Origin of the sequence: Streptomyces sp. NPDC049577 (assembly GCF_040675635.1) — a bacterium.
Lineage (GTDB): Bacteria > Actinomycetota > Actinomycetes > Streptomycetales > Streptomycetaceae > Streptomyces.
This window is the reverse complement of record NZ_JBFAPH010000199.1, coordinates 1-12,069: the sequence shown is the minus strand read 5'-3', so window position 1 is coordinate 12,069 and position 12,069 is coordinate 1. Positions and strand designations below refer to the sequence as shown.

8 protein-coding genes are annotated in these 12,069 nt (G+C 75.4%); 3 read left to right on the top strand and 5 right to left on the bottom strand.

Features of this window, described 5'->3' with window-relative positions:
• Nucleotides 1-141 precede the first annotated feature (141 nt).
• Together AB0K09_RS21520 and AB0K09_RS21515 are read left to right on the top strand one after the other, a co-directional pair.
• The gene (locus AB0K09_RS21520) at nt 142-1,248 is read left to right on the top strand and encodes a CDP-glycerol glycerophosphotransferase family protein (RefSeq protein WP_366066997.1); all 1,107 of its coding nucleotides are present in this window, start codon (nt 142-144) and stop codon (nt 1,246-1,248) included.
• Nucleotides 1,245-2,387, top strand: coding sequence for a glycosyltransferase (locus AB0K09_RS21515; protein ID WP_366066995.1), 1,143 nt, complete (start codon nt 1,245-1,247; stop codon nt 2,385-2,387). The genes AB0K09_RS21520 and AB0K09_RS21515 overlap by 4 nt, the downstream gene beginning before the upstream one ends.
• A gap of 28 nt (nt 2,388-2,415) precedes the next feature.
• Here the strand turns inward: AB0K09_RS21515 and AB0K09_RS21510 are convergent, their stop codons facing one another.
• Nucleotides 2,416-4,050 carry a glycosyltransferase family A protein gene (locus AB0K09_RS21510; protein ID WP_366066996.1) on the bottom strand — a complete coding sequence of 545 codons (1,635 nt, stop codon included), beginning with the start codon at nt 4,048-4,050 and terminating at the stop codon, nt 2,416-2,418.
• 93 nt (nt 4,051-4,143) lie between these two features.
• Here AB0K09_RS21510 and AB0K09_RS21505 point away from each other — a divergent pair, with 93 nt between their 5' ends.
• Entirely contained in the window at nt 4,144-5,679 is a 1,536-nt protein-coding gene (locus AB0K09_RS21505) for a glycosyltransferase family 39 protein (protein ID WP_366066994.1), read from the top strand.
• A 30-nt stretch (nt 5,680-5,709) separates the two neighbouring features.
• Here AB0K09_RS21505 and AB0K09_RS21500 read toward each other — a convergent pair whose 3' ends face one another.
• From AB0K09_RS21500 to AB0K09_RS21485, 4 genes are all read right to left on the bottom strand, one after another.
• Nucleotides 5,710-6,612 carry a carbohydrate ABC transporter permease gene (locus AB0K09_RS21500; protein WP_366066993.1) on the bottom strand — a complete coding sequence of 301 codons (903 nt, stop codon included), beginning with the start codon at nt 6,610-6,612 and terminating at the stop codon, nt 5,710-5,712.
• Complete coding sequence (locus AB0K09_RS21495; RefSeq protein ID WP_366066992.1) at nt 6,609-7,973, bottom strand: sugar ABC transporter permease; 1,365 nt, start codon at nt 7,971-7,973, stop codon at nt 6,609-6,611. The genes AB0K09_RS21500 and AB0K09_RS21495 overlap by 4 nt, the downstream gene beginning before the upstream one ends.
• Nucleotides 7,974-7,986: 13 nt before the next feature.
• Nucleotides 7,987-9,366: an ABC transporter substrate-binding protein gene (locus AB0K09_RS21490; RefSeq protein WP_366066991.1), complete on the bottom strand. Its 1,380-nt coding sequence runs from the start codon at nt 9,364-9,366 to the stop codon at nt 7,987-7,989.
• A 111-nt stretch (nt 9,367-9,477) separates the two neighbouring features.
• Nucleotides 9,478-12,069: FtsK/SpoIIIE domain-containing protein (locus tag AB0K09_RS21485; protein WP_366066990.1), on the bottom strand; the 2,592-nt coding region annotated here is incomplete at its 5' end.

The window sequence follows — 12,069 nt, the reverse complement described above, 5'->3', positions numbered from 1 at the left end:
GGATGTCGTCGATGAGGTGCGACAGCGGGTCGTCACCATCGCTGATGACGGAGTTGTCGTTGCACTGCATCTCCTGGTTGGAGGACAGGATCGGGCCGCCGCGCCACCGGCGTCCGCGCCAGGGAGCTCGCCCACCGCGAGCTGTGGCGGCTGCCCATCGACGACCACCTGGTCGTCTTCGAGGCCCTGGAGGGCCGCGGCTACGCCGACAGCCCCCGCGCCGTCCACGAGGAACTCCTGCGCCGCGGACTGCCCCTGCGCGCCGTCTGGTCCTGCACCGGCGACCGCTCCTCCTACCCGCCCGGCACCGAACTCGTCGAACGCGGCAGCTGGGAGTACGCCAGGACGATCGCCCGCGCCCGCTACTGGGTGGACTCCCACGGGTTCCCCAGGCCCTACGCCAAACGGCCCGGCACCCGCTATCTGCAGACCTGGCACGGCCAGGCCCTCAAGCACATGGGCTTCGACGTGCCCGAACTCCGCCTCGCCACCCCCGAACGCCGGGCGGCGCACCAGGAGATGATCGCCCGCTGGGACGCACTGATCTGCCCCAGCGAGGAGTTCGAGCGCACCTTCGTCCGCGCCAACCGGTACACCGGCGAACTGCTGCGCACCGGGCTGCCCCGCAACGACGTCCTCGTCCGGTGGAACGACCCCGAGCAGCGCGACCGCGCCGCCGCCACCCGCGAGCGGCTGCAGATCCCCGACGGGCGCAAGGTCCTGCTCTACGCGCCCACCTTCCGGGACGGCGAGCGCGGCAGCGGCGCCTCCCTCCGCGCCGACCTGCCGGCACTCGTGCGAGCGGCCGGCGAGGAGTGGACGATCGTCGTCCGCCCGCACTACTACGAACGCTTCACCGTCGCCCGCGAGCTCGGCCATGCGGTGCGCGACGGCCGCCCCTTCGCCGACCTCAACGACCTGCTCCTCGCCTCCGACGCGCTCCTCACCGACTACTCGTCCGTGATGTTCGACTACACCAACCTCGGCAGACCCGTGCTGCTCTACGCGGACGACTACGAGGAGTACCGCACCGCCGTGCGCGGCACCTACTACGACCTCGCCGAGATCGCCCCCGGCCCGGTCCTGACCACCACCGGCGAACTGGTCGCCGCCCTGCGGGACCTCGACGCCGTCCGCGAGGAGTGGGCCGGCCCGTACGCGCGGTTCCAGGCCCGCTTCAACCCCTACGAGACCGGGCGCTCCGCCAAGGCCGTGGTCGACCTGTTCTTCGAAGGGGGTGCCCGGTGAGAGCCCGCAACCTCTTCCTCATCGGCATCGACGTCGACTCCATGGGCGGCTCCCAGCGCGTCCTGCACACCCTCGCGCAGGGCTTCGCCGAGCGGGGCCACCGCGTCGAGCTCATCGGCATCCGCCCCAGCCCGCGGCCGCACACCTTCCACGCCCGCCCCGCCTACCGGCACACCACCCTCTACACCGCGCCGGCCGCGCCCTCCCGGCGCGCCGCCTCCCTCACCGAGCGCCTCAGCCCGGCGCGGCTGCGCCAGGCCCGCGCCGAGCGGCTCCAGCGGGACCGGGCCCGGGCGCGGCTGGCCCGCCGCTTCGCCGCCGTGCCGGACGGCTGCGTCATCGCCGGCTCCCCCTGGGCGGTGGACTGGCTCGACACCGTGGAGCGTCCGCACCTGGCGACGATCGGACAGTTCCACGAGTCCTTCACCCAGGCCCGGCACACCGCCAACCTCCGGCTGATCCTGCGTCACTACCCCGGGCTGGCCAAGGCCGTCTTCCTCAGCGAGGCGGACGCGGCGGAGTTCCGCCGCCGGCGCCTGCCGAACACGGCCGTCATGCCGAACCCGCTCCCCTTCGACCCCGGTCCGCCCGCGCCCCTGCGGGCCCGGCGCGTGGGTGCGGTGGGCCGCCTGGAGCCGGTCAAACGCCTCGACCGGCTCGTCGACGCCTTCGCCGCCTGCGCGGCGGACCACCCTGCCTGGGAGCTGCACTTCATCGGCGACGGCCCGCTGGAACCGGAGCTCCGCGCGCAGGCCGTCCGCCTCGACATCGCCGACCGCGTCCGCTTCCACGGCACGGTCCGCGACGTCGCGGCGGCCTACCGCGACCTGTCCCTCCTCGCCCTGACGAGCGAGCGCGAGGGCCGGCCGATGGCCCTCGCCGAGGCGTCGGCGGTCGGGGTGCCGTGCGTGAGCTTCGACCTGTCGGGGGGCGTACGGGAGCTGGTGGCGCACGGGCGCACCGGGACGCTGGTCCCGCCGGGGGATGTGGAGGGGTTCGCGCGGGCGCTGGGGGAGTTGATGGGTGATGCGGGGGTGCGGGCGCGGTACGGGGCCGCTGCGCGGGAGCGGGTGGCGGGTCTGGCGCTGGATTCGGTCCTGGACCGGTGGGAGGAGCTGTTCGACGAGATCGACCGGTGAGGGGACCGGGGGCTCCGCCCCCGGGGCGTCAGCGCCGCAGGCGACGCCAGGCCACCCCCAGCGCCGCCCGGGGCCCCGCTGCCACGCGGACGGCCAGCGAGCCCGTCGCCGTCGCGTACGGATGGGCCAGCAGTACGCCGTGACGGCAGCTCGGCAGGACCGTGCGCCGCAGCCCTGGTCCCACGGCCCGTACTGCGGTCCGCAGGACGCCGCCCGTCGCGCAGTGCAGCCGCACCCGCACGTCCCACACCACGAGTCCGGGCCCGGCGAGCCGGGTGAGGGGAAGGCTCAGCCGCGTGGTCCATGCGGCCGGGCCGTCACCGGTCAGCGGCGCGGTGCGTTCCAGGCGCGCGCCCCCCTCCCGGGCGCGCAGTTCGACGGTCAGGGTGTGCGGCCGGGCGGCGGCGAGCCGCCCGTAGAGGTCGTGGACGCGGAAGAGGAGCTCCGCGCACGACGGCCGCGCCCGGGTGCGGGCCGACGCATCGACGGTGACCGGCAGCCGGTGCGTGGGCTTGGCGCCGGGCCCGGCCAGCCCGTCGAGGGGAACGGCCGGCAGGTCCCCGGCCCAGACGGGCCGGCCGGCCACCGCCGCGTACGGGGGCAGGAGCCGGGCGGGGCGCGCGGCCAGCTGGGCGAGGCGGTCGAGGTCGCGCGGGGTCCCGGAGGCGAGGATCACCCGGGCGATCCAGCGGGCCGGGGCGCGGGCGGCGGCCAGTTCGGCGTCGTCGTAGCCGGCCAGGGCGGCCCGGGCGACGCGCCACCAGGCGCGCCGGTGGAGCGGCCCGTGGGCGGGCAGCTCGCGGACGTACAGGCGCAGGTCGTGGTCGAGGAACTTCACGCGCGCGGCGCGGGCGAGCGGTTCGCTGCCCGCGGCGCGGTAGACCTCGACGCCGCGCTGGTGGGCGAGGACGCGCGCCTGCCAGTTGGCGACGCCGTCGCGGGAGAGGGAGAGCGAGGGCCGGGCGGCGCCGCGCCGTACATGCCAGACATAGACCGGGTCGGGGATCGTCGCGATGCGCGGCCGGGCGGCCAGGACGCGGGCGGTGAAGACGAAGTCCTCGTAGAGGAAGGGGCCTTCGGGGAAGACGATGCCGTGGCCGGTGAGGAAGGAGCGTGCGTAGAGCTTGTTGACGCACAGGGTGTCGTGCAGCAGCGCGGGACGGTCCTCCGGCGAGCGGTGGACGGCGGGTGCCAGATACAGGGCGGCCTGCCAGCGGACGTCGCGGCGGTGCGGCAGTTCGCGGCGCACGCACAGCCCGGCCGCCACCGGCACGTCGTGCCGCAGGGCGGCGCGCAGCAGCGCGTCGGCCGCGCCCGGGGGCAGCACGTCGTCGCTGTCCAGGAACATCACGTAGGGCGCCCGGGCCGCCCGGACGCCGTCGTTGCGGGGGGTGCCGCAGCCGCCGCTGTTGACCTCGCGGTGGATGACCCGGAGCCGGGGCTCGCGCGCGGCCAGTCGGTCGAGCAGCGCGCCCGTCCGGTCGGTGGACGCGTCGTCGACGGCGACGACCTCCGCGACGGCCGGCCCCTGGGCGAGTGCGGAGCGGACGGCGTCCTCGATGTGGGCGGCGTCGTTGTAGCCGATGACGACCACGCTCACCCGGCCGGCCAGGGCATCCGGGGCATCCGGGGCGCCGGCATCCGGGGTTCCGCTCGCGTTCACTGCCACGGAACACATTTTTATCCATCAAGTATGACCAACCAGGGCATTGTCGGGGCCGGGCGTGGCCGCCCGGTACGGGAGGGACGACGGACGGTGGGCGGAACGAAGACCGGGCTGACCGCACAGATGACCGCACGGCTGACCGCACGGCTGACCGGGCGGCTGACCGGGCGGGCGGGTGCGGTCGCCGTGCTCGCGCCCGCCGCCGTGATGCTCGGGCTCGGCCTGTGGGGTCTGGACCGGGGCACGATGTGGCGGGACGAGGGCGCCACCTTCCAGGTGGCCCGCCGCTCGGTGCCCGAGATCGTCCGCATGCTCGGCACCGTGGACGTCGTGCACGGCCTGTACTACCTGCTGATGCACGCCGTCCTGGCCGTGCGGGCCGACGAGCAGACGCTGCGGCTGCCGTCCGTCGCGGCCGCCGCCTGCACCGCCGCGCTGGTCGGCGCGCTCGGCTGCCGACTGGCCCGGCCCCGCGTGGGCCTGTGGGCCGGCCTGCTCTACGCGGCGACCCCGTTCGTCAGCCACTACGCGCAGGAGGGCCGCTCGTACGCGCTCGTCGCGGCGGGGGCCGCGCTGGCGACCTGGCTGCTGGTACGGGCCGTGGAGCACGGCGGCCGGGCGTGGTGGTGGACGGGCTACGGCGCGGTCGTCGCCGTCACCGCGCTGCTGCACGAGTTCGCGGTGCTGCTGCTCGCCGCGCACGGTCTGACGCTGCTCGTCTCCCGCGTGTCCTGGCGGGTCCTGCGCGGCTGGCTCTGCGCGGCCGTGGCCGCCTGCGCGGTGCTCGCCCCGCTCGTCCTGCTCTCGCGGCGGCAGAGCGAGCAGGTCTCCTGGATCCGCACGCCCCGCTACGAACAGGCCAAGGCCCTGCTGTACGCCTTCGCGGGGCCGCGCGACCTCGTGCTGGTCGGTGTGCTGCTGCTGAGCGCCGTGGCGGTGCTCGCGCCGCTGCCGCGCACGGGTCCGCTCCGGCTGAACGCGGTCGCCCTGCCGCTGGCGCTCGTACCGCCCGTCCTGCTGTACGCCGCCTCGCAGGAGCAGCCGCTGTTCCTCGACCGCTATCTGCTGTTCTGCCTCGCCGGGGTGCCGCTGCTGGCCGCCGCGGGGGCCGAGCGGCTGCTGGAGCCGCTGGCACGGCGGCGCGCGGTGACGGCTGCCGGGGCCCTGGCGGTGGCGGCGGCCTTCGTGTGGCAGCTGCCCCTCCAGGAGCGCGAGCGGCTGCCGGGCAGCCGGGGCGACGAGCCGGCCCGGGTGGCCGCCGCGGTCGGCCGTCTCGCGCGGCCGGGCGACGCGGTGCTGTTCCTGCCGCACTACGAGCGCCGGACAGCGCTCTTCTACCCGCGCGACTTCACCGGGCTGTACGACCTCACCCTGAAGCGCTCGGCCGCCGCCTCCGGCACCCTCTTCGGCGAGGACGTCGACGCGGCCGAGCTGCGGGCCCGGCTCGCCCGGCTGTCCGCGCGGGACCGCGTCTGGGTGGTGTGGGACACGAACACCGTCGGCACCCCCTGGTTCCGCGGGCAGCGTGCCGAGTCCGCCAAGACCGGCGCCCTCGACGAGCTCTACCGCGAGCGGTCCACGACGTATGTGCGCGGCGGGGCGGTGTCCCTCTACGTACGCCGGTGACCACCCCGCCGGCCGCTCACATCCGCCCGCTCACTTCAGGGCGCCCGACATGACGCCGTTGACGAACTGCCGCTGGAAGGCGAAGAAGACGGCCAGCGGCACGATCATCGACAGGAAGGCGCCCGAGGAGAGGATGTCCACGTTGTCGCCGAACTGCCGCACCTGCTGCTGCAGGGCGACGGTGATCGGCGGGTCGCCGCTGTCCGCGAAGATCAGGGCGACCAGCATGTCGTTCCACACCCACAGGAACTGGAAGATGGCCAGCGAGGCGATGGCCGGCCCGCCCAGCGGCAGCACCACCCGGGTGAACAGCCGCACCTCTCCCGCCCCGTCCAGCCGCGCGGCCTCCAGGAGTTCGCGCGGGATCTCCGCGAAGAAGTTCCGCAGCAGGAAGACCGCGAAGGGCAGCCCGAACGCCGTGTGGAAGAGGATGACGCCCACGGTCGTCTCGAAGATGCCCAGCGCGTTGAACAGCTTCGCCACCGGGATCAGCGCCACCTGCACGGGCACCACCAGCAGGCCCACGACCACCATGAACCACCAGTCCCGGCCCGGGAAGTCCAGCCAGGCGAAGGCGTAGCCGGCCAGTGCGCCGATCAGCACGACCAGCACCGTGGCCGGCACGGTGATCAGGGCGGTGGTCAGCAGCGAGTGGGTGACCTTGGCATTCCCGAACAGCGTGTCGTAGCTGGCGGTGGTCAGCTGGCCCGGGCGCGCGAAGACCCGCCACCAGCCGGACGCCGCGATGTCCGACCGGTCGCGCAGTGAGGACAGCAGCAGTCCGGCCGTCGGCATCAGCCAGAACAGCCCGACCACGACGAGGACGAGCCGCGTCAGACCGCCGCCCAGCCGGGCCGCCGCGCGGGCCGGCAGCGACTGCCGGGGCCGTACGGCCGTGGACACGGTGGAGGCGGGAGGGGTCGTCGCCGTCATCGCCGCCGCTCCTTCCTGACGCGCCGCAGGTTGGCGACCATCACCGGCGTGACGAGCACGAGCAGCAGGACCGCGATGGCGCTGCCCACGCCCTGGTTGACGTCCGTCCCGAAGGACGACTGGTACAGCTGGAGGGCCAGGACGTTCGCGTTCGCGAGGCTGGAGCCGGGCGCGATGATGTAGACGAGGTCGAAGATCTTCAACACGTTGATCATCAGGGTGACGAGCACGACGCCGAGCACCGGCGCGAGCAGCGGCACGGTCACCCTGCGGAAGACCTGCCACTCGTTGGCGCCGTCGACCCGCGCCGCCTCCAGCAGTTCGCGCGGCACCCCTGCCAGCCCGGCGGCGATGAGCACCATCGCGAAGCCCGCCCACATCCAGACGAACGCGCCGATGATGGCGGGCGTCACCAGGGACGGGCCCAGCCAGTCGACGCCGTTGTAGGGGGCGGCGAAGTTCGAGCCCGGCAGCCGGAGCACGGCCCCGTCGGCGGCCGGCGGCAGGGCGAACGTGCCGTCGGGCCCGGTGGTGGCCGTGGCGACCGTCCGGCCGTCCCTGACGGCCTCCACCCGTACGCCCGCGAGGCCCTTCTCGCCCCGGTCGATCGCGCCGGGCGACCCGCCGCCGCCCCGGGTGAAGTCCAGCCACACCGTGCCGGTCACCTGCCCGGCCGCCGGGCGCGCGGGAGCGGCGTCCTTCGCCCCGGCGACGTCCTCCGGTTTGACGGCCAGCAGCGGCATCAGGACCGGCGAACCCGGCCGCACGGCCGCCCCCGTCGCGTACGCACCGCCGCCGGCTTCCTCGAGGCCGGCGTTCGGCCGCGGGTGGGCCCCGGGGAAGGGCGCCGGCGCGGCGAACGTGTCGTGGACGCCGACCCAGACGGCGTTGGCCACGCCCCGGTCCGGGTTCTGCTCGTACACCAGCCGGAAGATGATCCCCGCCGCCAGCATCGAGATGGCCATCGGCATGAAGACGACCAGCTTGAACGCCGTGCCCCAGCGGACCCGCTCGGTCAGCACCGCGAAGATCAGCCCGAGCGCGGTGGCCACGGCCGGCGCGACGACGACCCAGATGACGTTGTTCTTCAGGGCCGTGCGGATCCGGTCGTCCGCGAACACCTCGTGGTAGTTGTCCGCGCCGACGAAGCCGTGCCCGGAGGCGTCGAAGAGGCTGCGGTAGACGGAGTAGCCGACGGGATACAGGACGAGGGCCCCCAGCAGGGCCAGGGCGGGCAGCAGGAAGCAGGCCGCGATCCACGGGCGGGTGCCCAGGACGCCCTTGCGCTTCCCGCCCGCGTGCGCGCGCACGGGTGGTACGGGACCGGGGGACGCGCCCGGCCCCGCCGTCGCGGTGGTCATGGCGGCGGGCCCGTCAGCTCTTGAACGCCTTGGCCGCGTCGGCCTCCAGCTTCTGCTGGGCGCCCGCCACGTCCGCCGGGTTCCGCAGGAAGTCCTGGAGGTCCTTCCACTCGCCCTGGCCCGGCTTGGCGCCGAACGCGGCCGGCGCCTGGTCGGACATGTCGAAGCGGAAGGAATCGCCCGCCGACACCAGCGCCTTGGCGATCGAACGCTGCACGTCGTCCGGGTAGACGGCGAGGTCGAGGTTCTTGTTGGGGGAGACGAACCCGCCCTGGCCGGCGGAGATCGCGGCCGCGTCGGTCGACGCCAGGAAGGTCAGCAGCGCCTGCGCCGCCTGCCCGTCCTTGAGCGCCACCGCGACGTCGCCGCCGGTCACGACGGGCGCCTTCGCGCCCACGGCCGGGAAGGGGAACACCTTGGCGTCCGTACCGATCTTCGCCTTCGCGCCGGTGATGGTGGCCGCCGAGAAGTCGCCCTCGAAGACCATCGCGGCCTTGGCCTTCTCGCCCCCGGAGAAGGTCTGCGTCACCGAGGTGGGGAACTGCGTCTGCAACGCGCCGTCGTTGCCGCCGGCCAGGAGTTCCTTCTTGCCGAAGAGCTGGCCGAGCGTGGTCAGCGCGTCCTTCACGGACGGGTCCGTCCACGGGATCGCGTGCTTGGCGAGCTGGTCGTACTTCTCCGGCCCGGCCTGGGAGAGGTAGATGTTCTCGAACCAGTCCGTCAGGGTCCAGCCGTCGGCGCCGCCGACGGACACCGGGGAGACACCGAAGTCGGCCACGGCCTGCGCGGTGCGCAGGAAGTCCGGCCAGGTCGCGGGCTCCTTGACGCCCGCGCCCTCGAAGATCCTGGTGTTGTACCAGACGAGGGACTTGTTGCTGGCCTTGAAGTACACGCCGTACTGCTTGCCGCCGGCCGAGCCGAGGTCCTGCCAGCCCTGGGCGTAGTTCTTGCCCAGCTGTGCCGTGACGTCGCCGCTGAGCGGTTTGAGCCAGCCCTTGGCGGCGAACTCGCGTAACGCGCCGGGCTGTTGCAGCAGTGCCACGTCCGGCGGGTCGCCGCCGGCCACCTTCGATCCGATGAACGCCGACATGTCGTCCCCGCTGGGCACGTACGACACCTCGGCGCCGGTGCGCTTGGCGAACTCGTCCAGCGTCTTGACGAAGTGCTTCTGCTCGGCACCCGTCCACACCGCGGTGACCTTGAGCTTCTGGCCGTTCAGCTTGGGGAGCCGGACCGTGTGGGGAATGACGTCCGACGTGCCGCTCGGCCTGCCGCCGGACGCGGAGTCCTTGTCGCCGCCGTCGCCGCCGTCGCCGCCGCCGCACCCGGCGACGAGGGCCAGGGTCCCCGCCACCGCCAGGGCCGGAAGGATTCGTATCGCTCGTGCACGCATGGCCGTACCTCCCCGTTACCGCACTTCCGTGCGACAGGTCTACGCCCGGGGAAGGGTGCCCGCAATACCGCGATCGGTGCCTACGGGCCTAACGTGACCAGGATGTGATCCTCAGCCCAGTGCCGGAGCCGTCTCCGCGCCCGCGGACTGCGCCGCGCGTTGCAGCGCGCTGGCCAGGAGTGCCAGGTCCGTCGGGCCGTTGCCGAGCTCGCGCACCGGCCGTCGCGTCGGCGGGTCGCCCATGCGCTGCCAGTCCAGCGCGACCACGGTCGGCCGCTGGGTGGCCGTCCGGGGGATGCGCCCGGTCACCCGGCCCGACTGGAACGGCGTCGACGCCGCGTCGTCGGGGCGGCGCAACTGGCCCCGGCCGGGCGACGGTTCACCCGCGCGCTGCCGGTCGCCGGGGCCGTCCGGCGACGGGGGCGCGATCTCCAGCGTCGCGCGCAGGCCCGCCCGCTCGACCGCGGCCGTGTCGGCCGTACGCTCCGGCCGGCCCGACGCGGCGACGAGGTGGACACCGAGCCGCTCGCCGTCGCGGGCGACGGCCTCCAGGGCGCGGACGACCGAGCCGGCCGCCGGCCGGCCCGTGCTGCCGAGGGCCGGGGCGACCAGCGCGTCGAAGTCGTCGACGAGGACGACGAGCCGGGGCAGTGCCGTCGCCGCCGTCCGGGACGGGCCGTCGCCGCGCTGCGCGCGCAGTTTCAGCGTGCCGCTCGGGGCGGACTCCAGGTCGCCCGCGCCGGCGGGCGCGTCCGGGCGGCGCTGCCCGACGATGCCGGGCGCGGATGCCACGGGTGGGGCGCTCTGCCGCTCGTGCCAGGCGGTGAAGTCCAGCGTGCCGAGCAGTTCCGCGCGCCGCTTCAGCTCCGAACCGAGCGCCTGCGCGAACTCCCGCATGCGCACCGGGTCGGAGGCCGCCAGATAGGTAGAGACGTGCGGCAGGTCCGTGCACACCCGCAGGCCCTCGCCGCGCTCCGCGCCGGCCCCGTCGACCAGGACCAGCGAGAGCCGGTCCGGCCGGTCGCCGGCCGCGAGCGACGCGGCCAGCGAGCGCAGCAGCTCCGTCTTGCCGGTGCCGGGGCCGCCCTCCACCAGCAGATGCGGCCCGTCCGCCGCCAGGTCCACGCTCAGCGGCCCGTGCGGGCCCGCGCCCAGGACCGCGACGGCCCGCCCGCCGGGCCGGGCGCCCCGGTCCGTGGCGGCGGCCCAGCGCGCCGTCAGTGACGCGGGCGTGGCCCGGGCCAGACCCAGCTCGTCCAGCAGCCGCGCGGTGCGCGGCAGCGCCGCCGCCACGCGCGCGCCCGCCTGACCGGCCGCCGCCTCCGACGGCCGCAGTGGCGCCAGCGCCCGCGCGAACCGTTCGGCCCACGCCCCCGACACGGCGTCCACGGCGGCCACGACCGTACCGCCCGGCCGCACGGGCAGCGGCACGCCCGGCGCCCGGTCGATGATCTGCACCACGGTCGCCACGTCGCCGCTCAGCAGCGCGAGCGTGCCGCAGTGCGCGAACCCCGGCGAGACGCTCTCCGCCGTCGCCACCGTCGCCGACACGGGCGACGACGGGGTCGTCGCCGGCGCGTCCGCCAGGGCGAGCACGTGGATACCGGCCGCCGGCCCGCCGACGGCGAGCTTGGCCACGGTCTCGCGCAGCCCGGCCGAACCGGGGTCGCCGTCCACGACGAGCACGGTGTACGGGCCCTCGTGGCGCGCGGCGGCCGCGGTGACGGCCTCCGGGGCGGCCTGGGCCCAGTTCGGGCCGAGCGGCCCGTGGTCCAGCCGGCGGGTCAGCTCCGCGGTCCGCGCCTCGGCCTGCTCCCGGTCGTACGCGAGCAGCAGCCGGCAGTCCTGCCCGTGCGCGGGCCGCACGTGCGGCAGCCAGCCGAGCCAGGACCACTCCGCGAGCCGCTCCTCCACCGGGCGCGTGCGGTCCGCGCTGATCAGCACGTACTCGAGCACGGTCGGCGGGTGCAGCGCCGCCGCCTGGGCGAGCACGGACCGTGCCAGACCGGCCAGCCGCGGCCGCGGCCCGGCCAGCCCCAGCGCTCCCGCCTGCCGCAGCCCGACCGTGACGGGCACGGACCGCAGGGGCCCCGCCCCGTCCGGTGCGGGCCGGTCGGCCGTGCCGAGCCGTACGGTCAGCAGATCCGGATGGCCGGCCCCCCGCTCCCACAGCCGGGGTCCGGGCCCCAGCGCGGTCAGCAGCACGCTCGCCGGGTCCGGCCAGCGCTCCCGGAGCGCGGCGGCGACCGCCGCCCGCTCCTCGAAGCCGCCCTCCTCGACGGTCTCCGCCTCGGCACCCCGCTGCCCACGCCCGGCGGCCAGCCGGCGCGCCCACGCTCCTATGCCCCGCAGCCGCGCGCCCTTGCCGGGCTCCTCCTCGTGCTCCGGGCCGAGAACGGGCTCGAACCGCCCGGCCCCGACGACCCGCCCGGTGGGCGCGGAGCCGCCCGCGCCCGGGCCGGGCCCGTCGTACGTGCGACTGTCCGGGCTGCCGGCCCGACCCGCATCGGCCGGGGCGTACGGCGCTGCGCGGCCGACGTGGGTCTCGCCTGTCGTGTAACGCGCGCGGCCGGCGGGTGACTCCGTGCTGTAGCGCGCTCCGGGGATGCCGTCACCCGGCCACGCGTGGCCGGCCGGACCGGGACCGCCGGACTCCGGCGCTCCGGCGCCCGTGCGCACCGCGGTGGCGGTGCGGTCGGCGGC